Annotated in this window: 17 protein-coding genes, 1 tRNA gene and 1 rRNA gene; 3 read left to right on the top strand and 16 right to left on the bottom strand. The window is 62.1% G+C overall.

The window, feature by feature from the left end; genetic code table 11:
• Positions 1-124: 124 nt before the first annotated feature.
• On the bottom strand, positions 125-1567 hold the full coding sequence (gabD, locus tag KGA89_RS15195) for an NADP-dependent succinate-semialdehyde dehydrogenase (RefSeq protein WP_003196484.1): 1443 nt from the start codon (positions 1565-1567) through the stop codon (positions 125-127).
• 349 nt (positions 1568-1916) lie between these two features.
• On the opposite strand from gabD, the gene KGA89_RS15190 reads away from it, so the two are divergent.
• A tRNA-Arg gene (locus tag KGA89_RS15190) sits at positions 1917-1993 on the top strand.
• A gap of 62 nt (positions 1994-2055) precedes the next feature.
• Here KGA89_RS15190 and KGA89_RS15185 read toward each other — a convergent pair.
• The 5 genes from KGA89_RS15185 to KGA89_RS15165 all read right to left on the bottom strand — a co-directional run bounded on the left by KGA89_RS15185 (position 2056) and on the right by KGA89_RS15165 (position 6966).
• A complete protein-coding gene (locus KGA89_RS15185) occupies positions 2056-2673 on the bottom strand; it encodes a hypothetical protein (RefSeq protein ID WP_223471962.1) in 618 nt (205 codons plus the stop codon).
• Positions 2670-3242 carry an RNA polymerase sigma factor gene (locus tag KGA89_RS15180; protein ID WP_223471961.1) on the bottom strand — a complete coding sequence of 191 codons (573 nt, stop codon included), beginning with the start codon at positions 3240-3242 and terminating at the stop codon, positions 2670-2672. Before KGA89_RS15180 ends, KGA89_RS15185 begins: the two co-directional genes overlap by 4 nt.
• A 184-nt stretch (positions 3243-3426) precedes the next feature.
• Entirely contained in the window at positions 3427-5103 is a 1677-nt protein-coding gene (locus KGA89_RS15175; protein ID WP_223471960.1) for a vWA domain-containing protein, read from the bottom strand.
• A 176-nt stretch (positions 5104-5279) separates the two neighbouring features.
• Positions 5280-5861, bottom strand: a complete 582-nt coding sequence (locus tag KGA89_RS15170) for a hypothetical protein (RefSeq protein ID WP_223471959.1) — start codon at positions 5859-5861, stop codon at positions 5280-5282.
• A gap of 103 nt (positions 5862-5964) precedes the next feature.
• The gene (locus KGA89_RS15165; protein WP_223471958.1) at positions 5965-6966 is read right to left on the bottom strand and encodes a zinc-dependent alcohol dehydrogenase family protein; all 1002 of its coding nucleotides are present in this window, start codon (positions 6964-6966) and stop codon (positions 5965-5967) included.
• A 107-nt stretch (positions 6967-7073) separates the two neighbouring features.
• On the opposite strand from KGA89_RS15165, the gene KGA89_RS15160 reads away from it, so the two are divergent.
• Positions 7074-7952 (top strand): LysR family transcriptional regulator, encoded by an 879-nt coding sequence (locus tag KGA89_RS15160; RefSeq protein WP_223471957.1) that lies wholly within the window; start codon positions 7074-7076, stop codon positions 7950-7952.
• A gap of 9 nt (positions 7953-7961) precedes the next feature.
• On the opposite strand, the gene KGA89_RS15155 is transcribed toward KGA89_RS15160, so the two are convergent.
• The 3 genes from KGA89_RS15155 to KGA89_RS15145 form a co-directional block, all read right to left on the bottom strand.
• Positions 7962-9275 carry an MFS transporter gene (locus KGA89_RS15155; RefSeq protein WP_003196471.1) on the bottom strand — a complete coding sequence of 438 codons (1314 nt, stop codon included), beginning with the start codon at positions 9273-9275 and terminating at the stop codon, positions 7962-7964.
• A gap of 39 nt (positions 9276-9314) precedes the next feature.
• The gene (locus KGA89_RS15150; RefSeq protein WP_164488486.1) at positions 9315-9488 is read right to left on the bottom strand and encodes a hypothetical protein; all 174 of its coding nucleotides are present in this window, start codon (positions 9486-9488) and stop codon (positions 9315-9317) included.
• A 156-nt stretch (positions 9489-9644) separates the two neighbouring features.
• Entirely contained in the window at positions 9645-10205 is a 561-nt protein-coding gene (locus KGA89_RS15145; RefSeq protein ID WP_223471956.1) for a YbhB/YbcL family Raf kinase inhibitor-like protein, read from the bottom strand.
• Between the two features lie 139 nt (positions 10206-10344).
• Here KGA89_RS15145 and KGA89_RS15140 point away from each other — a divergent pair, with 139 nt between their 5' ends.
• The gene (locus KGA89_RS15140) at positions 10345-11877 is read left to right on the top strand and encodes an FAD-dependent oxidoreductase (protein WP_223471955.1); all 1533 of its coding nucleotides are present in this window, start codon (positions 10345-10347) and stop codon (positions 11875-11877) included.
• Positions 11878-11932: 55 nt separating this feature from the next.
• On the opposite strand, the gene pgaD is transcribed toward KGA89_RS15140, so the two are convergent.
• From pgaD to rrf, 7 genes are all read right to left on the bottom strand, one after another.
• Entirely contained in the window at positions 11933-12439 is a 507-nt protein-coding gene (pgaD, locus tag KGA89_RS15135) for a poly-beta-1,6-N-acetyl-D-glucosamine biosynthesis protein PgaD (RefSeq protein ID WP_223471954.1), read from the bottom strand.
• Positions 12436-13791, bottom strand: coding sequence for a poly-beta-1,6-N-acetyl-D-glucosamine synthase (pgaC, locus tag KGA89_RS15130; RefSeq protein WP_013692003.1), 1356 nt, complete (start codon positions 13789-13791; stop codon positions 12436-12438). Before pgaC ends, pgaD begins: the two co-directional genes overlap by 4 nt.
• Before the next feature lies 1 nt (position 13792).
• Entirely contained in the window at positions 13793-15790 is a 1998-nt protein-coding gene (pgaB, locus tag KGA89_RS15125) for a poly-beta-1,6-N-acetyl-D-glucosamine N-deacetylase PgaB (protein WP_223471953.1), read from the bottom strand.
• A 12-nt stretch (positions 15791-15802) separates the two neighbouring features.
• Positions 15803-18283, bottom strand: a complete 2481-nt coding sequence (pgaA, locus tag KGA89_RS15120) for a poly-beta-1,6 N-acetyl-D-glucosamine export porin PgaA (protein WP_223471952.1) — start codon at positions 18281-18283, stop codon at positions 15803-15805.
• Positions 18284-18528: 245 nt separating this feature from the next.
• Positions 18529-20034, bottom strand: a complete 1506-nt coding sequence (locus KGA89_RS15115) for a YdgA family protein (RefSeq protein WP_028237210.1) — start codon at positions 20032-20034, stop codon at positions 18529-18531.
• 158 nt (positions 20035-20192) lie between these two features.
• On the bottom strand, positions 20193-20831 hold the full coding sequence (locus KGA89_RS15110; RefSeq protein WP_223471951.1) for an NADH:ubiquinone oxidoreductase subunit N: 639 nt from the start codon (positions 20829-20831) through the stop codon (positions 20193-20195).
• A gap of 174 nt (positions 20832-21005) precedes the next feature.
• Positions 21006-21121, bottom strand: a 5S ribosomal RNA gene (gene rrf, locus KGA89_RS15105).
• Between the last annotated feature and the right edge of the window lie 9 nt (positions 21122-21130).

The raw sequence follows: 21130 nt of genomic DNA, 5'->3' as shown, positions 1-21130 counted from the left end.
ATGGCGGGGAGGCAACTGCGACAGCATGCGATGATCGACTGCCGCAGCGTTCCGGCCACAAGAAACAGAACGGGTAAAACGCGCAAAGGGACAGCGCTCTCGTGCCCTTTGCGCTTGAAGCAGATCAGATACCCAGGCAGAGGTATTTGATTTCCAGGTAATCCTCGATGCCGTACTTGGAGCCTTCACGGCCCAGGCCCGAAGCCTTGATGCCGCCGAATGGCGCGACTTCGTTGGAAATCAACCCGGTGTTGACGCCGACCATGCCGTATTCCAGGGCTTCGGCCACACGGAACACACGGCCCAGGTCGCGAGCATAGAAGTACGAGGCCAGGCCGAACTCGGTGTCGTTGGACATCGCGATCACTTCGGCTTCGTCTTTGAAACGGAACAGCGGTGCCAGCGGGCCGAAGGTTTCTTCTTTCGCCACTGCAGCGTTCTTCGGCACGTTGGTCAGGATGGTCGGCTCGAAGAAGTTGCCTTCCATTGCCTTGCCGCCCGACAGCACGGTCGCGCCTTTGCTGACGGCATCAGCGATGTGTTCCTGCACCTTGGCGACCGCTTTGCCGTCGATCAAGGGACCGGTGGTGGTGCCATCGTCCAGGCCGTTGCCGATCTTGAGCTTGGCCACCGCCACTTTCAGTTTTTCGGCAAACGCGTCGTACACCGAATCCTGGATGTACAGGCGGTTGGCGCAGACGCAGGTCTGGCCGTTGTTGCGGTATTTGGAAATGATCGCGCCTTCGACGGCCTTATCCAGGTCCGCGTCGTCGAACACGATGAACGGCGCGTTGCCGCCCAGTTCCAGGGAGACTTTCTTGATGTCCTTGGCACATTCGGCCATCAACTGGCGACCGATCTCGGTCGAGCCGGTGAACGACAGCTTGCGCACGATCGGGTTGCTGGTCAGCTCGCCACCGATGTCGCCGGCGCTACCGGTGACCACGCTCAGCACGCCTTGCGGGATCCCGGCACGGTGCGCCAGTTCCACGAGGGCCAGGGCCGAGAACGGGGTTTGCGAAGCTGGCTTGATGACCATGGTGCAACCGGCAGCCAGGGCCGGGCCGGCCTTGCGGGTGATCATCGCGGCCGGGAAGTTCCACGGGGTAATGGCTGCGGTCACGCCGATCGGCTGCTTGATCACGATCAGGCGTTTGTCGGGTTGGTGGCCGGGAATCACGTCACCGTAGATGCGCTTGGCTTCTTCGGCAAACCATTCGATGAACGAGGCGGCGTAGACGATTTCGCCCTTGGCTTCGGCCAGTGGCTTGCCTTGTTCCAGGGTCATCAGGCGACCGAGGTCGTCCTGGTTTTCGATCAGCAATTCGTACCAGCGGCGCAGCTTGTTGGCGCGCTCCTTGGCGGTCAGTGCACGCCAGGCCGGCAGTGCCTTGTCGGCGGCTTCAATCGCCCGGCGGGTTTCGGCGGCGCCCATTTTCGGCACAGTGCCCAGCACTTCGCCCGTTGCCGGGTTGGTGACCTTGATCGTCTGACCATTGTCCGCATCGACCCAAGCGCCATCGATAAAGGCTTGTTGGCGGAACAACTGGGTGTCTTTAAGCTGCATGTCGGCTTTCCTTAACAGCACCGCGCACGCGCGGAGCGAATTAGATTTGTAGAAAGGCGCCTCGGGGGCTGCCGTCAGGGAAATCATTCACCGGGCTGAAGCACAGAAATAACGCACAAAAGCACAGACGTGCGGTTCAGCACCCAGACAAGAGCGTTTGAAATCTCAAACGAATCCTAGGGCCGATAGGGGTGAAGGACAATAGGCTGTTCGAAAAAAAGAACGAAAAAAACGAATTTGCCCGTTTTTTCTGATCAGCGTAGCCGATGCCCGCCCAGCCTTATGAAAACACCGGCAAATCAGCAGCATGGACGCCCGCGATGCATATGAGTATCATGGCGCCCGCGTCGCACCAGTAGCTCAGCTGGATAGAGTACTGCCCTCCGAAGGCAGGGGTCGTGGGTTCGAATCCCGCCTGGTGCACCATCTTCAGAATCAAAAGCCCCAGGTCGCAAGGCCTGGGGCTTTTTTGTGGGCGCTGATCTTACTCAACGCTTGCGCAACGCCTCCAACCGCGCCGGCAAGTCCTCCTCGGGAAAGCGCTGATGCAGCGCCAGCAGCTTTTCATCAGCAGCCTTGCTCTCACCCGCCTCACGCAAACGCAGGATTTCCAGCAAGCCTTGCTCCAACGATGGCAGTGCAGCGGGCGCGGGTTTGCTCATTTTCGCCGCCGACTTTTCCGCAAGGGCCTGGTCAGGGCTTGCCGGGGCTCGGGCCAGTTCGCCCTGGGGCGCCATGCGGATGATCGGTGCGGGAGCGGGCATCGCCGGCGGCGGTGCAGCGGCAACGGCGGGCGCTTGCCGATCGGCGGAAAACTCCATCGAGGCGGGTGCGGACAGTTCGTCGTGGGTCACGGGCGAACGCAGTACCAGGCCGATCATCAGCGCCACGCCGGCGACCGTGGCGAATGCCATTTGCCAGCGCGGCCGTTGGCAGGCCTGTAGCCAGCGCTGCCACAGGCTTGGCGCGGGCGTCGGGGCTTCACGGCGGGCAGCGGCCAGGATGAAGGCGTCCAGGGAGGCCGGCGGCTCGGCGCTGGCGTGTTGGCGGAAGTGCTCGATCAGCACTTCATCGTCGGGGGCCGGGGTGTTTTTGGGGTCGATCATGCGGGTACCTCCTCGGCCAGCAGGCGATGCAATTTCTGCTGGGCGTAACGCAAGCGGCTCTTGACCGTTTCCAGCGGGGCGCCGGTCAAGGCGGCAATCTGTGGCAGCTCCAGGTCGCCGTGCAGGCGCAGCAGGAAGACTTCCCGCTGATCTTCGGGCAAAGCCTGCAATGCAGCGTCGAGACGCGCCTGGTCTCGACTCAGGGTCAACTGTCGCTCAGGGCTGCTGGTGTCGTCGGGTTGGACGTGAAGCTGCTCGTCGTAGCTGTCGTGCAACGGGTTGTGGACACCATGCTTGCGCCAGTGGTCGATCAAGCGGTTGCGGGCAATCTGGAACAGCCAGGTGCGAAAACTCGCCCGGCCTTGTGGCTGGGTGGTGCTGCGAATCAGGCTGAGCCAAGTGTCTTGGAACACTTCTTCGGCCAGTTCGGCCTTGTTGCTCAAGGACACCAGGAAACGGTAGAGCCCTTGCCGATGGCGGGCGTAGAGGACTTCGAAAGAAGCCCCGTCGCCATTGCGGTAGCGGGCCAGCAGCGATTCGTCGCTGGGATAATCAAGCGCAGCGGGCATGTGAGTGACGAACTCCTTTGCGGTCAACACAGTTCTGGCAGGCGACAAGAGAATACTGTGGGAGCGAGCCTGCTCCGGGCGGCGATCCGACGATGACGTCGGATCAGTCAATGATGATGCTGATCGATCCACCGCCATCGCGAGCAAGCTCGCTCCCACATTTTGGTCCTCGTTGTGCTCGGGATCAGCGCTTGGCCGCGGGCTCGAGACTCTGGGCCAGTTCCACCAACTGCACGAACTCGGCACGCAGCCCGAACGGGTCATCACCACGGGCCGAGCGCGCCAATTGCGCAGTGTCCTTCAAGCTCATCGTCCCAGTGTAACGCCCATCACCCTTGAGCTGCTGGGCGAAGGCCGCCACGGCAGCCGAGAAACGCAGGTCATCGCTGGCCTTGTGTTCGTCCTGCACGCCCGCAATCGGATGCTCGATCAATCGACTGCTACCGCCCTCAGCGGGTTTGTAGCGTACGCGCAACATCGCCAATTCGCCTGATTTACCCTCCGATTGGGGCTTGCTGGCATAGCGCAGCGGCTCCAACCAGCCCGGTTGGCCTTTCGGGACAATTTCATACAAGGCCGTCACCGTATGCCCGGCGCCGATCTCGCCCGCATCGACCTTGTCGTTGTTGAAATCCTCACGCTTCAACGCGCGGTTCTCATAACCGAGCAGGCGATATTCGCTGACCTGGGCAGGGTTGAACTCCACCTGCAATTTCACGTCCCGCGCCACCACCGCCAGGGTGGAGCTGAGTTGGTCGACCAGGACTTTGCGCGCTTCGAGCAGGTTGTCGATGTAGGCGTAGTTGCCGTCACCAGCATCGGCCAATTGCTCCATCAGGTGTTCATTGTAGTTATCCACACCGAAGCCCAGCGTCGTCAGGGAAACGCCGCTTTTACGCTGGTCTACCGCCATCTGCTTGAGGCTGTCGAAATCGCTGATGCCTACGTTGAAATCGCCATCGGTGGCCAGCAGGATGCGGTTGATGCCTTTGTCGATAAAGCTCTCCCGAGCCATCTGGTAGGCCAGTTCGATACCCGAGGCGCCCGCGGTGGAACCACCGGCGTCGAGTTGGTCGATGGCGTTGCGGATTGTCACCTTGTCGCGCCCCGAAGTGGGCTTGAGCACCACCCGGGATTCGCCGGCATAGACCACCAGGGATACCCGGTCCTGATCGCGCAATTGGTCCACCAGCAATTTCAGCGTGCTCTTGACCAGCGGCAGGCCTTCGCGACGGTCCATGGAACCGGAAACATCCACCAGGAACACCAGGTTGGCCGGAGCCAGATCCGCCACAGCACGGTCGCTGGCCTTGATGCCGATGCGCAACAAGCGGGTGTGAGGGTTCCACGGCGATGGTGCCACCTCGGTGGTCACACCAAAGGGTGAACCGTCGGTGGGCAGGGCATAGCTATACGGAAAATAATTGACCATTTCCTCCAGTCGCACGGCACCTTCGGGCGGCAGGCTGCCTTGATTGAGCAAACGTCGCACATTGGCATAGCTGCCGGTGTCGACATCCACGCTGAAGGTCGAGACCGGCGTTTCGGCGACGCTATGGATGGGGTTGTCCGGCAGTTTTTCGTACTGCTCGCGCGGCTCAGTGCGGTAACTCCCGGCGATGGCATCGTTCGCCACGCTAGGTGCGGGCATCGATGCCGGCTTCATGAGCATGCGCTTGACCGTCGACTGGCGCACTTCGGCGATCTCGCCTTGCGGTACGACGCTAGGCGCCACGGCTACCGGCTCGGACGGCTTGGCAGCCTCCCGAGACGAAGACAACCCACAACCGGCCAACGCCACCAGCAAAGTCACGGCGAAGCCTTGGGCAGCAGGACGCATAAAGGGAAGTGGACGGGACATGGGCTGAACCTCGTGAATGAATGATCCGTTCACAGAGTCAGACGCAGGGCGCATGGGGTTCGGGTTAACGACCAAAAGATTTTTTTGATGTGCTGAAAAGACTGCGCCGGCCACCCCAGAGTGGCCAGGCCGTTACCGCGATTGGAGCAATCGCCAGCACGTTGCAGCAGGCATTGTTAGCGGGACGGAATGCCCCGCAGATCATCGGCGATGAAGCCGCTCAAATGACTGGTGTAATAGTCTTCGACATCGGAGTTGCCTCTGTTCGTCAGCGCCCCCGTCATGCCTTTCAGGACCTCAAGTTGCCCGATCGCCCCACCCGGCATCAGCCCCTGGCGGGCCTGGGCAAAGTGCAGCACTTCGACACCGGCCTTCTTCACCTTGACCTGATAATTGAAATCGACACTGGCCAGGTACGTACCGTCGGCGACGATCTTGTTCATGAAACCACCTTGGGTGTCTTGAATACGGCGCGCATAGACGGCGTTGACGTCCAGCAGATAGTCAGCGGTTTCCTTGCTGGAGGCATAACGATTGCCGTCGAGCAGGCGGACGATCAGGTCGGTGTGTAACTGGTCACGGACTTTTTCGTCGGGCAGGAAGCGTTCGTTTTTGCCGACGACTTCAACGTTGAACGTGTCGATCCAATAGGTGGCGGTCTCGGGGATCGCCACTGGCGCAGGGGAAATGTAGTAATCAGGCTTGGAAGCACAACCTGCCATAAGGCAGAGGGCCAGCAACAGGGTAAAAACTCGCATGTTTGAATTCGTCCTTGAGAGGTAGCGGCATAATGGCGGCTGCATTCTACGGCGTTTGAACACGCGCTCAAGTTGTTTGGCCCTGACGAAGTGCGGTCCCGTCTCACTCGATCCCAATGTCCACTACCGTTTTCCCCGCCCCACGCCCCTCGGCGACCTGGGCAAAGGCCTCATTGACTTGCTCCAGGCCAAACCGACGCTGATCCAGCTTGATCCGCAGCTGCCCTGACTCAACCAGAGCGGCGGCCTCCCGCAAGATCTGACCATGATGCTCGCGCCCCTTGCCCGTCAGCAGCGGCATCAACGTAAACACCCCGGAATAGCTCGCCCCTCGGAACGACAACGGCGCAAGGCTGTGCTGGCCCCAGCCGAGGCAACTGAGCACATGGCCGGTGTAGGTCTTGACCGCGTTGAAAGACGCATCCAGGGTCGGGCCGCCCACGGTGTCGTAGACGATGTCGAAGCCTTCGCCATCGGTGTACAGGCCCACGTAGCTGTCGGTGTCCTGGGTCCGGTAGTCGATGGCTGACGCGCCCAGTTCGCGGATGAAATCCAGGCTGTTGGCTGAGCCAGTGGCGTAGACCTCGGCGCCCCGGGCCTTGGCGATTTGCACGGCCATTTGACCGACACCACCCGCCCCACCATGTATCAACACCTGTTGCCCGGCCCGGACGTTGGCGCGATCGACCAAGCCTTCCCAGGCCGTGATGAAGGCCAGAGGCAAGGCGGCCGCTTCGCGCATGCTCAGTGAGCCGGGCTTGAGCGTTATCAGGCGGGCATCGACCGCGATGTATTCGGCCAGCGCGCCTTGGGCACCGCCGATCCCGCCGGCCATGCCGAACACCTCGTCACCAGGTGCAAAGTCATTCACGCCCTCTCCCCGTTCAACCACCGTCCCGGCCAGGTCAATCCCCAATACGGCGGGCAGCGGCTGGCGTGCGTGGGCCCCGCCTCCCGCCGCGATCTTGGTGTCCAGCGGGTTGATTCCGGCGGCATGCACCTTGATCAATACCTGGCCTTTGCCGGGAATGGGCCGGGAGATGGAACGGACAATCAGCGCAGCCTGAGCGGTTTCGGCAACGGCGGCGGACATGGTGTTGTTCATGACGGTAAACCTCCAATGAGTGGGCAGGTTCATAGTGCGAGGGAAGACGCATTCCGATAAGTGAGCAACAATGGATAGGATTTATTCCAGGCAGAGGCTAAATCCTGATGGATCTGTTCGACGCAATGCAGGTGTTCGTGCGGGTGGTGGAGCGCGGCTCGTTCTCGGCCGTCGCCAGGGAACTGAACCTGGGCCAACCGGCGGTGAGCAAACAGATCCGCGCGTTGGAGCAACACCTGGGCGGGGCGCTGTTTGCCCGCAGCACCCGCCATCTCGCGCTGACCGATCAGGGGCAGCGCTTCTACGCCGAAAGCAAGGACATACTCGCCAGCCTGGACGCGGCACGGCTCAGTTTCGCCAGTGGCCAGGAACAGATCGCCGGCCTTCTGCGCGTGGCGGCGCCCGTCAGTTTCGGCCGCTTGTGCATTGCGCCGTTGGTGGGCGAGTTCCTCGCGCGTCACCCACAGCTTCGGATCGACTTGAGGCTAAGCGATCAGAACGAGGATGTGTTGAAGGAGAACATCGACCTGGCCATTCGCATCGGCGTGGTAAAAAGCGAAGGGCTGGTAGCGATTTCCCTCGGCGACAGCCCGCGCCGGGTGTACGCCTCCCCCGCCTATCTGCAACAGCATGGCACGCCCCTCGCACCGGCTGACCTGGTCGGCCATAACTGTCTGGCGTTCACGCTGCTGGAGCACTACGACGTCTGGCGGTTCGACCAGGATGGCCGACAGCACAGCGTCTCGATCAAGGGCAACGTTACCTGCAACAGCAGCGAGGCAATCCGGGAAATGGTGCTGTCGGGGCTGGGCGTTTCGCTGTCACCGCAGTGGTTGTTCGCTGCCGATATTCGCCAGGGAACCGTCTGCACCGTGCTTGCCGATTACCAGCCGCTGGCGCTTCCCGTCAGCGCCGTGTTCAGTCACGATCGACGCCGCTCGGCACGCACCCGGGCCTTTGTGGATTTTTTGCGCGAGCGTCTTTGAACAGCCGGATCAGGATCCACAGGCCAATGACGGTTGCGCAGCTTTCCCATGGCGCCCTGGAAAATACGCCGCCGCAGCCACGCCCACCGCCCCCATCACCCCGCAATAGGCCACGCACACCCATGGGCTCCACGGCACCAGTGCTATCAGCATCAGCGGTGTCATGCTGGCCCACAGGGCATAGGCGATGTTGTAGGTGAGCGAGATACCGGACACGCGGATCTTCGGTGGGAACAGGCTGACCATCACCGAAGGCACCGCACCGACCACGCCGCAACCCAGCCCGGCCACGGCGTAGGCCAGGCCCAGCCAGGCGCTGCCGCTGATCAGGCTGGCGTAGAGCACGGCAATGCCCACAGGCAGCAGCAGGCTGTAGAGCATGACGGTGCGCCAGGCGCCGATGCGGTCGACGATGAGGCCGGCCAGGACGCAGCCGATGTTCAGGAACACGATGCCCAGGCTGCTCAGGGCGAAGGTGTGGCTGGCGGTCATGCCGAAGCTTTTCTGCATCACGGTCGGGGTGATGACCACGAACACCACCACGGCAGAAGTCAGCACGCAGGTCAGGATGGCGGCGGGCAGCAACGCCTGGCGGTGGTCGCGCAGGACCGTGCGCAGCGGCAGTTCCGCAGCACCTTCGCGATTGGCTTGCAGGGCCATGAAGATCGGCGTTTCGCTCAGCCAACGACGCAGCCAGACGCCGATCACGCCAAAAACGCCCCCGAGCAGGAACGGCAGGCGCCAGGCGTAATCGAGAATCTCTGCCGGTGTGTAGATCCGCGCCAGCGCTGTTGCGGTCAAGGCGCCCAGCAAGTAGCCGAAGGTCAGGCCGGCCTGGAGGAAACCCAGGGCATAGCCGCGATGATGCAGCGGCGCATGTTCAGCCACGAACACCCAGGCGCTGGGCACCTCGCCGCCCACCGCCGCACCCTGGAGGATACGCAGCGCCAGCAACAGCAACGGTGCGAAATAACCGATTTGCGCGTAGGTCGGCATCACGCCGATGAGCAGGCACGGCAAGGCCATCATCAGGATGCTCAGGCTGAACACGCGCTTGCGCCCCAGGCGATCGGCGAAGTGCGCCATGAGAATGCCGCCCAGGGGCCGGGCCAGGTAGCCGGTGGCGAAAATCCCGAAGCTTTGCAGCAAGCGCAGCCAATCGGGCATTTCCGGCGGAAAGAACAACTGGCTGAGGGTCAGGGCGAAGAAGACGAAGATGATGAAATCGTAGATCTCCAGCGCGCCTCCCAAGGCGGCCAGGCCCAGGGTCTTGTAATCGGATCGGCTGAATCGGTCACCGGGTAGAACAGGGGTGGCAGTCATAGGCAGATTTGAACGATAAGTTTGAGAGAGGGCGACGGCTCAGTCGTCGCGATCATTAATCACCGGTTCAACCGGTGGCTGGCCTGGCTCGGCGTCTTCGGCCTCGTCGACAGGCAGGAAATCCTTGCGGCTCTGGGCGATGGCCCGGCGCATCTCGTCGCCCTTGGTGGGGCAGTTCAGGAGGCGGGCGATGCCGTCGGGTTTCTGCGTCATCGCCATCCTCCGGCATGAGTGAACAGGGACTCGATAGTGCTCGCTTTTGGCGCGTGATGCCAATGTTGTGTCGGAGCGTCAGCGCCATTGTGGGGGGCTGCGTCGCAGCCCAGTGGGAGCAAGCTCCCTCGCCACAGGGGGTTTGTGCTGTTCGGGTCAGCGGTGGTAGCGGCGCACTACGCTGCTGTTGCGCAGGACGTGACCTTTGATTTTTTCCATCAGTTGGGCGCGTGTGAGGTCGGCGGGCAGGGCTTCCGGCGGCATGTCCAGGGCGAAAAGCTGGATCAGGTAGTGGTGAGCGCTGTCGCCGACAGGCGGGCAAGGGCCGATGTAGCCGTGGGTGTTCTTGCTGTTGATACCGCTCATGCCTTCCAGCGAGGACTTGGTGCCGGCGCCCGCCGGAATCTGCCGCGTGGTGGCCTTGATGCCGTAGTGGATCCAGTGGTCGACACCCTGGCCCCTTTGGCCGTCCGGGTCCAACATGACGATGGCGTAGCTGAGGGTGCCGGGCGGGCCGGCGTTCCAGCTCAAGGCCGGAGAAATGTTCTTGCCACCACAGGTGTTGGCATCACTGGCTGCTGCCGCCGTGAAGAGGCGGTCGTCCGACACGCCGGGGATGCTGAGGGTAAAACGCTCCTCGGCCTGGACAGCCCCTTGTGCGCACAGCACCAGGGCGACGGCCGCCAGCCAAGGGGAGAGAGAGTTCAATCGGGTCATACCGGGGCACCTTGTGCGTGTCTGGCCATGGACGGCCTGCGAACTATAGCCGCAGCTTCGCCAAGGTTGCAGTGACAATTATGCTGAAACTCGTTCCGGCCCTGCGACTCCAAAGGGAAACGCCTGCCGGAGAATGACCATGTCTCTGCATCAAGTCGCCCGTTTCGCCGACGTTCGTGAAGACCGCGGCCTCGAAGTCAAAATCGACGACACACCCATCCTGCTGTTGCGCTCCGGCGATCAGGTGCGCGCCTTCCAGGGCAAATGCCCGCATGCCGGCGCACCACTGGCCAAGGGCGCGGTGTGCCACGGAAGGCTGATTTGCCCGTGGCACAAGGCCGCGTTCCGGGCTGAGGACGGCGCCCTGTGCGAACCGCCGGCCCTCGACAGCCTGGCGCGCTATCACGTCGAGGTGCGGGAGGGTGACGTCTGGGTCGACGATCAACCACTGCCAACCGATAAAGTCCCGCCGGCCGATGACGCGCGCACGTTTGTCATCATCGGCGCCGGTGCTGCCGGCACGGCTTGCGCGGCGGCGTTGCGCGAGAAAGGTTTTGGCGGGCGAATCCTGATGATCGACCGCGAAGCCGAAGCCGGCTACGACCGTACGGTGCTGAGCAAGTATGTGTTGGCCGGCGACATGGCGGTCAACGAGACGTCGCCGCTGCGCGATGAAACTTATTTCACCCAGCAACGCATCGAAAGGCTTCACGGCGAGGTCACCCATTTGGACCCCGACGCTCGGCACATCCAACTCGCCGATGGCCGAAGCCTGGACTACGACGCCGCGCTCATCGCCACTGGCGGCGTACCCAAGATGCCAGCGTTGCCCGGCATCGATTTGCCGCAAGTCTTCGTGCTGCGTTCGATCGCCCACGCCCGGCAGATTCTCGACACCGTCCGGCCAGGGCAACAGGCGGTGATCATCGGCGACAGTTTCATCGCCATGGAGGTCGCCTCGTCCCTGCGCAAGCGCGAGCTGAACGTTACGGTCCTGGCCCGGCATCCGGTGCCGTTCGCCGCACAATTGAGCGAGAGCGTCGGCCAGGCCATCCTGGCCCGACACCGGGCCAATGGTGTGGTGTACCGCTCCGACAGCGAAACGGCGCAGATCGAGGGGGCGGGCAAGGTCGAAGCCGTGGTGCTGGACAACGGCCAGCGCGTTGCCGCGGACCTGGTGATCATCGGCGTCGGCGTGCGCCCGGCCACCGAGCCCTTCGCCGCATTGCCAAGGGAACAGGACCAGTCACTGTCCGTTGACGCGGGCATGCGAGTGACTGATGGCTTATGGGCCGTCGGCGATATCGCGACCTTCCCTCTGAACGGCCAGCCCCAGCGCATCGAGCATTGGCGCCTGGCCCAGCAACAGGCGCGCATTGCCGCTGCGAACATGCTCGGCGGCGACGAGCACTATCTGGACGAGCCGTTTTTCTGGACCTATCACTTCGGCAAACGCTACGACTATCTTGGCCACGCCGAGCACTGGGACGAAGTGGAATTCAAGGGCACGCCCGAGCATCCGCCCTTTATTGCCCTGCTGGGCAAGGACGGCCTCGTTGCCGCCGCAGTGGCCTGTGATGAAGGCCGGTCCATGGCGGCGTTGGCCCAGCGCATGAAACAACCATTGCCGGTGGACGAGGCATGGCGGCTGATCCGGGATTTTTCGTCCTAGCCTCAAATCCCCTGTGGGAGCGAGCTTGCTCGCGATAGCGCCGGCGCGGCTTGCATCAATGCACGGACTGATCAGCCGGCAAATGGATAACCCGTGGCCGCTCCATTGGCGCCAGGGGCGGTGGCTGCAAGTCGGGGCTGAGCAAGTGGAAGTGCGGTACGACGTGGCTGATGTCGCCGTCCTGGTTGTTGTGAATAGTCTTCGAGCCTGGCTGGCGCAGCGTGTCCAGGCGTTCGTCGGTCAACTTGAAACTGGCGCTCAAGCCCTGGTCATTCACGACCGGGGCCGGCGACCGGCGCTGAGCGAAGCCGCGACTTTTGCGCTGTTGGTAACGCGCCCAGGTAATCAACAGCACCGCGTTGACCAAGGCGATCCAGCCATAGACCTGCAAGGTCCCCAGGGTATCGAATACAGACCCTCCCGGGCGCGGACCGGCCTGGCTCGCGAACAGCGGCCACAGCCCATTGACCAGCAGGTACAACAGCCCCACCCACGCCAGCACGGTGAAAAACGCATCGATGACCACCAGAAAAGGCCGTTGCCGGGTCCTGATAATTTTCATCGGATCACTTCCTCTTCCTGATCATCGAACGGTTTGATACCGCGATCCGGACTGATCCAGCGCGCACGCTTCTGATGCTGCCCGAACAGCACTTTTGGAAAACTCACCAGGGTGGTGAAGAGGCTGATCAGCCAGAACACCAACGGGTACCAGACCACCCAGAACATGATGTGCCACAGGCCTTTTTCGTACCGCCGATCAATCAGGATGCTCACCGCGAATTGCAGCAGGCACACCACCGCCAGCAACAACCCGGTGAAGGCTGGCGGCATGAGGTGATCGACCGCGATGGCCGCCGGCATTTCGACGAATTTGCCGACACCCCAGAAAATCACCGACAGCAGGAACGTGAACGCCCAGCCGGTGGACAGGCAATATTCGAACAACAGCGGCCACAGGTAGCGGTGGCGGTATTGCCAGATGCCACGGATGTTCTTGAACAACACCTCGGCGCCACCCTGGGCCCAGCGCAGCCGTTGCCGCCACAGGCCGCGCAGGGTTTCGGGCATGAGGATCCAGCACAACGCGCGCGGCTCGTAGAAGATGCTCCAGTGATCCAGTTGCAGCTTCCAACTGATGTCGATGTCTTCGGTGATCATGTCCGGGCTCCAGTAGCCAACCCGGTGCAGGGCGGTGCGCCGGAACGCGACGATCACGCCGGACACGGTGAAGATCCGCCCGAACACCCGTTGGGTGCGCTTGATCAGGCCGATGATCGAGGAGAACTCGCCAACCTGGACCCGGCCTATCAGAGTCGAGCGGGTACGGATTCGCGGGTTGCCGGTCACCGCGCCGAGGCGGGCGTTGTCCAGCATAGGCGCCACCAGGTAGGCACAGGTGTTCGGCGCCAGCAGCGCGTCACCGTCGATGCACACCAGGTATTCGCTGCGCGCCGCGATGGCGCCCATGCGCAGGGCCACGGCCTTGCCCTGGTTCTCTGCCAGGTGCAGCACGCGCAGGCGCGGGTCTTCAGCCGCCAGCTGATCGAGCATCTGGGCTGTGTTGTCCTTCGATCCGTCGTTGATGGCGATGACTTCGATGTTCGGGTAATGCTGGCCCAGCGCCGCGTGAATGGTGTCGGCGACGTTATCGCCTTCGTTGAAGCACGGGATCAGGATGCTGATCAGCGGCTCGCCGGCCAAGGGCGGTGGCAAGGTGTCGTCCTTCCACGGCCAGTGGCGCTCCCAGTGCAGCCAGAAATACAGGCCGCCGGCGATCCACAGCCCGGACATGAACAGCGGGTAAAAGAACACGAAGTCCATCAGGAATTGCCCGGTGACCAGGAAGATCAGGCCCAGGGGCACCCCAAGGACGATCGCCAGCACCAGCAGAGCGAGCAGTCTGTCGAGCATGTCAAGGATTCCACTTGTTGGAGAGCGCCGGCCGCACGGTTTTCACAGCGGGCTGGTCTTCGATGAAGTTGTCCGGGTAGTAGCCGAAACTGGTCACGCCTTTGCGCTTGAGGCGCCCCATCCAGTCGGCCAGTTGTTCGCCGCCGATGTCGCTGACCGGCTTGCTGTGCCAGTCCCGGGCCTGCAATTCGAACACCGTGCGCTTGAGCGCGCCGGGGCGAGCCTTGACGGTGTCCACCAGGCGCTCGAGCCAGGGGCCGGATTGCTGGAGGGTCTGCTTTTCCATCAGCGGCATGGCCATCGGTGCCGTCCAGTCATAGGCGCCGAGGAAGTCGTCGAGGTTCTGGGCGAACCAGGCTTCGCTTTCCGGATTGAGCATCGGTTCGGCAAAGATATTGCGCGCGGTGCGCACCTGCGGGCCACGAATCGCCCGGACCTTGGCGGTCAGCTCATGGGTGAAGTCGATCAGGTAGCGGCTCTTGAAGCGGGTCCAGCGTTGCATCGCTGCAGGATCGGCCCGCAGGGCGGCGATGGACGTCGGCAGGCCGTGGGCGGCATAGACCTTCAGGGCTGCGGGGCTGGCATCCTCGAAGTCGGAGAACACCGCGTCGTCATGGTACAAAACGCCGTCCACCGAGCTCATCCGCGCCAGGTCTTGGTAGATCTCGCCGATGACCTTGCGCACGTTCGGGTCGAACGGCGACAAACGCACGTACTGGTCCGGGGCAACGCCAGTCTTGCCGGTTTCCGGATCCCAGCGCTGTACCCGCGAAAGCTTCGCGTCCAGGGCAAAACTGAGCACCGGCATCCAGGCATAGACCTTGGCGTTGGCCCGGGTACGCAACTGCCATGCAACCCGGTCGAACAGGTCGGCGCGTACCGGCAGGTGACGGTTGGGGAAGTACAACGAATGCACGAGGCCGTCGCCTTTCGGGTCGGCGAAGGCTTGCAGGAATACCGTATTGGCGCCCAGGTCGGAAATGCGCTGGACCAGTTGGCCGACATTGGCTTCCTGCTGCACCGGATCCGGGTCGTAGACGTAATCCAGGTCGACATGCACTACGCGCATCGGGTCAATCGTCTGCACGGACACGATGCTTTCGGCGAAATGGGCGCCATCCGGATCGGACGCCACCAGGAAGCGTGGGCCGCTCATCAGGTTGTCCAGGCTGTCGAGACCGTCTTCCAGGGTCAGGGCCAGTTGATAGCCCTCGCTGCCAATCACCTGCAACGCCGTGCCATCAGCTTCACCGTAAGGCCAGACCCAGACGCGCGGGCTGTAGCCGGTGACCTTGCGAATTTTCTCGGAAATGGCCGCCACGTCCTTGCGCAGGCGAGCCTGGAAATCGGCCTCGGTCTCATAACGACCGGTGACGGGGTCGTAGCGCCGGGTGGTCGCGGCAGGTTGCTGGTTGCCTTGCGGGTTGGCGAGCACGCCTTTGTGGTTGGCGTCGGTGTGGGCAGCGATTTCCACCAGGCCCGATTTGGAAACCTCGCGAATCTGCTCCCAGGTCAGGAACTCGGAACGCTTGCGCGGCACCCCGGCGAAATCCACCGTTTGATTCAGCGGCGTATCCACCCAACTGCCGACCGGGGCGAGGATCGCCGGCCAGTTATAGGCACGCAGGATGGGCATGACGCGGGTGTAGAAGCTTGCGTAGCCGTCGTCGAAACTCAGCAGCACTGCGCGCGGCGGCAGCTCCGGCCCGCCGTTGCGGGCGGTGATGATCTGGTCCACCGTGACCGGCTGGTAGTTGTTTTCCCGCAGCCACGCCAATTGTTCGATCAGGCGTTCGGTGCGCACGGCCACCAGCGCCTGGTCCGGGTCACGGTCATCGACATCGTGGTAGGCGATGCCGAGCACATGGTTTTTCGGCCACGGGGCGTCATTGGCCGCCAGCGGGCGCTGTGAGGGCGGCGTGAACGCCGGGGCTTGCTGGGCACAAGCGCTGATCAGCAAGACCCCCAGCAGAAGGATGAATCGCGAAATGACAGGCATCTTCAAACTCTTCTAGAAGCGATAAGTGAGGTCGACAAGCAGGCGCAGATCGCTTTCGCGATCGCCGTCGTAGGGGCGGTTGAGCCAGCTCAGCGCGGCGCCGGCCTCCAGCACGTCGTTCCAGATGAAACGCTGGCCGTAGCTGAGCAATCCCACGGCGGCAGTGCTGTAATCGCGCTGGCTGTAGGTACCGGCACCGACCTGGAACTGCTGGCTCCACGTGGTCTCGTAGCGGCGGTGCAACACGTGATTGACGCTCACGGTCGGCATGACGCTGAAGTCCGATTTCGGATTGAAATAAGGCACTTCGTTGGAACCGCTGTTGCGGCTGGCCCCCACTTCCAGCCCCAGCTCCACTTGCACGCGCGGCGTGCTGTAGATGCCTTCGCGACCGGTCAGCTGGGTTTCGAGGCGGTTGTTGCCATCGCTGAAATGGGACGGGCTGACAGCCAGTCGCCACTCGCGGCTTTCATTGGCCCGCCAGCGTACGAAACCACTACCGCCGTTAGAGCGAATGCCGCTGTTGAGCGCCCGCAACGGGGTATTGGCCGAGAGATAATCCAGGCTCCCGCCGTACTGCCAGTGATCGTCGATGTCCCGGGCCACGGCCAGGCGCGCACCCTGCTTGTCGCCGGAGCCATAGGAATGATTGGAGACCTCGGCCTCCAAGGTCATGTCCCGGGTGCGACGTTCCACGCCCAGGCGCTGCCAGCGGTGGTGGCCGGTGCCTTCCTCGAAATCACCGGTGGCGTAGCCGGCACCGCCGAACAGTCGCCAGTCTTCATCGATGGGCGGACTGTAGAGCAGCGTCTCGATACCAAAATCCCGGCTGCCAGTGACGGCACCGGCGTCACCGTTGCCACCGCCATAGCTCTTGCCGGTATAGGCCTCGATGCGCAGTTCGGCCATGTCGTGTACGTCGCGCTGGCGTTGCAGGCGTTTGACATGGGCGTTTTCCGGATAGCGGGCGACCACGTCGTCGGTCAGTGCATCCATCTGCCGCCATTCCTGCAAATCCATGGCTGCGCGGGCCTGGGCGATTTCCAGGTCACGGTTGCGCGGGATCGTGGCCTCGACTTCCTTGAGCAGGTTTTCCGAACGACGCGGCCAGTCACGGGCCTGGTACAGATCGGCCTGGGCCAGACGCATGCCGGTGTTGCCGGGGCCTTGGTTGACCAGGGTGTCCAGGCGCGCTTCGGCAGAAGGCAGGTCGGCGCCATAAGTGCCAGCCTGGGCGGCGAGTTGCTGGGCATCCATCCATTCATCGTTGGGGTTGCCGATCGGCAGGCCCTTGAGTTCGATGCGCGGGCGCTGGGCTTTCGCCATGTCTTCGGCCAGTGCGCGGGCCTCTTCGGATTTTTCACTTTCCAGCAACGCGTAGTAGAGCGCGGTGCTGTCCTCAAAGCGCTCCGCAGGATCGGCATCCGGCGCCGCGAGTACCTGGCGGTACAGCTCGACGGCGATTTCCGGCTCACGCTGCTCCAGATAGGAAGAAGCCACCCAACGCAGGGCATACGTGGGAATGCTCACACCCTCGGCGATCAGCTTCTGGTATTCGGCAATCACTTCCGCCCGACGGGCGCGGGCATTGAGAGCGCCCATGCGATCGATGCGCCAACGGAGTACGTCGTCATGGGCCTCGGCCACCGGGGTCCAGGTGGCGAGCAACTTGTCGTAGTCGGCCAGGGCACGGTCGGCAATGACGAAGCGCTCTTGTTCACTGCGGCTGGTCATGTCCGCCAGGCGCACCCGCTCGGCGGCCACGTCACCCTCCAGGCGGCGCTGCACGCCACGGTCGATCAACCCCGGCTGCAGACGCGCCAGACGCAGCGCCGGCTCGGGCAGCCGAGCGCGTTGCAGGGCGTAGATGTATTCGCGTGCAATCTCTGGGCTGTTGCCCGCGCGGGTGAAGGCCTGGTCGTATTCGAACAGCGCTTCGTGGGGGCTGTTGGCGCGGGTCAGGGCATACCCCAGTGCCAGTCGACGCATCGGATCTGTCGGTTTGGCGGCGACCATGGCCTTGGCGCGGGTGACGGCTTCGTCGGGCTGACCGCCGTCGGCCTGGGTCAAGGCCAGGCCTAGTTGCAGGTCGGGGTTCTGGGGATCGATCACCAAGGCCTGGCGGTACAGCTCGGCTGCCGGATCCCAACGCTTGAGGTTTCGATAGGCGCGAGCTGTAGCGGTCAGCGCCTGGACAGGCAGCGCTCGATGGCGGCCCTGGGTCTCATAGATCGTCACCACCTCGGCATCGAGGCCAGCCCAACTGGCGATCTGCAGGTGGTCGCTGATCTGCGCAGTGCTGGCCTGGCCAGCCGGCACCTGGCGCAACGCAGCCAGCGCAGGCGTGTAATGGCCTGCACGGGCATCGAGCACCATCTGGTCATAGGCGGTATCGGCAAACGCCAGCATCGGCCAGCACAGTTGGCTGCACAGCGCTACGCGAAACAACGGGCGCAAACCACGTTGAATAAAAGGACCCACAGTACGCGGCATTCGTCAGCATCCTTACATGGCCAGCCGGGTCGCAGTGCCCCCTTGCCCATCAAACAGGAAGCCGGATCAAAGGAATCCAGCCAAGCTCTAATGGGCCTAGTCTTGCACTCTCGGGCGGGTCATCTTCAGGAACGCCACAATTCTTCAGAATCGCTACAGATTTCGGCGCAGGGCTGATCGATAGGCGTAAAAAAACCCGGCCCATGCGTCATGCACGGGCCGGGTTTGGGGTGTTGCCGAACGCGTTACTGGACGGCGACGCCACCACCCAGCTTGCTCATCACGAATGCCGTGAATTGCTCAACGGTCATCTTCTGGCCGTTGAAATCGACCTGATTGTTGGCGTAGTGCAGCTTGGTGACAACATCGTTGCCTTCAAGCGTTGCCAGTTCCGAACCGACCGCCATGGCGCTGAACATATCGCTGGTGGCAGTGGCCTGATCGGCGATCAACTTGGCATCGGTCTGGCCTTCCATCTGTGCCTGCACGGTCATCAGGTCAACCAGCATCGGCTTGGAAACCTTGATGTTGAAATCCAGCAGGGCGAGCAACTGACGGCCCAACTCATCCGGTGGCAGGTCCATGGACTGCGGCTTGGCCAGATCAACGATCAGGCTGGCACGGCTTTCACCGTTGGCAGTGTTGAAGGACAGGTTTTCCAACGCCACTTGCGGGGCGCCGGCCAGGAGTTTCTCCAAGTCGGCCTTAACCTGTGCTTCTTCAGCTTCGGTCAGGCTCAGCTCTGGCGCCGGCTCACCGGCTGCAGCGGCCTCGGCGGCAGCTTTTTCGTAAGGTTGCAGCTTGGTCTGGTAAATCTGCATCAGCGACATGGTGGCCGGGATGTCCAGATTCTTCAGGCTGACAGCCATCTGCGCCGAACCAATGGTCTTGTCGTTGAACGACAACTCACCGATCTTGTAATCGGCGCGCCCCGAAGCGCTGGTGCCGCTCTCGGTGCTGCTGTTCTTCATCTCGAAATTTTTCAAGCCCAGCACCGACTTCGGCTCACCAAAAGTGGCCTTGGTGCTGCTCATCAGCAGGGTGTTGTCACCCATGTAGTAACCGTAGGAGCTTTTGCTCAGGTTACTGGCCAATGTCAGGCCGTTCAGCTCAACCTGCACCGGAGTCTGGTCTTCGGCAACGGTGGTCAGCTTGAAGCTGTCCATGTAGCCGTCGGCCTTGACCTTCTGTCCCTGGGCGCTGGCGGCCAGGTCGATTTTAAGACCGGAGAAGGTGAGCTGGGATTGCTCATCCAGCTTGGTATCCACGGGCAGCAGTTCATAGGTGCCATTGATGGATTGGTCGTAACCCAGGTTGACCACACCTTTGAGCGGCGATTGGTCCTTGGTGGCGGCGAACCACTTGTCAGTCAGCGGATTGCGCTCAAGGGCAGTGTGACTGGTGGCCATGACTGGCAGCCATTTGAGCGTTATCAGGCGCGAAAATGGCAGTGGGCCGTGTTCGATCTGGTCGACGAAGAGCAGCTCAACCGGCTCGCCGCCGAAGATCTCGCCCTCGCCCTTGAGGCGGTAGTGGGCGGTGCTGCTGAACGTTCCACGGTCCATGGAAACCAGCTCCAGGGTGGCCGTGCTGTTAGACCCGGCCAAGGCTGTCTGCATCTGCTTGTTGCTATCGGCGATAGCGTTCGTCAACACGCCTTCGAGTTTGGTCCCGGTGTACCAGGCGCCGCCCGCACTGACAGCACCGACAGCCACAACGATTCCCAGAAGTATGCTTGCTGATTTATTCATGAGTGACCCGATCGATATCCATGGTTGAACAAAGCCGTCGTCTTCCCTGACCCGCAAAGGGTGTGGCTCGACGCCGTAAAAGAGGAGGGGAGATTACCATCAGGCACCCCTGCGGGCCCAATGTTTAAAGGGGTAAAAACGTTTTCTTGCGAGGTAGTCTACGAATATTGGACTTCGATCTCGTCGAGCTGATGGTCGAAAGTCTTGAGGCGGGCCGTCCAGGTGTACACCAGCACTTCGAAATCGCGATTGATCACTGCCGCGCCCGATGATGAGTCTGCGCGTGAATCGCAGAAGTCCAGTTGATAGCGCTCACGGGCCATGGCATTAGCCACGTCACACAACTCTCGGGCGTTATTGAGCCAATGCCAGCCGTCCTGGGTGACTTGCTTATCCAAGGCAGCGCATTGGGTTTTCAGGGCTTCCAGGCTCTTTTCCAGCGGGGTACCAGTGAGTTCCCCCATGACTTCCTGGAACGTGCGGCCAGGCTGCCAATAACTGCCCCAGAAATAACGGTCAAACACCGTTTCGACACGTCGCAGCGCAACCTTGGTGTCCCAAATCAACACCAGTGTCTTGCCTTGTTGGAGGTGTTTTTTCTTGATGCGCTGACCCTGAAGCGATGCCCAGGCCACGATTGCAATGGATATCACGCCGATCAACGCCGCGGCGCTATCGAGGAATAACAGCGCTTTGTCGATCTGGTGAGTGAGCATGACGCCATAGAAATAAGTGGCCGAAAGCAGTATCAAAGCCGCAATGGCGCACCAGAAGCCGGGAGCATAAGGGTTTTTCATTATTGGAATCCCCATGACCAGTGACGTCGCGGGCCCTTGGTCGCCAAAGCCCGACTATCACAGCATAGCAACGGCATTGGGGGTTTGCCGGGGCATCAGGGGCTTGATCCGATTACCGGCCCAAAACGACAAAACCCCTGGCTGCTGATGCAGACAGGGGTTCTGGGAATTCAATCTTGACGATGACCTACTCTCACATGGGGAAACCCCACACTACCATCGGCGATGCATCGTTTCACTGCTGAGTTCGGGATGGGATCAGGTGGTTCCAATGCTCTATGGTCGTCAAGAAATTCGGG

The organism is Pseudomonas sp. A-RE-22 (assembly GCF_019956035.1).
In the GTDB taxonomy this organism is placed as follows: domain Bacteria; phylum Pseudomonadota; class Gammaproteobacteria; order Pseudomonadales; family Pseudomonadaceae; genus Aquipseudomonas; species Aquipseudomonas brassicacearum.
The sequence above is the reverse complement of the archived record's forward strand: the minus strand, read 5'-3'. Positions and strand labels throughout refer to the sequence as shown.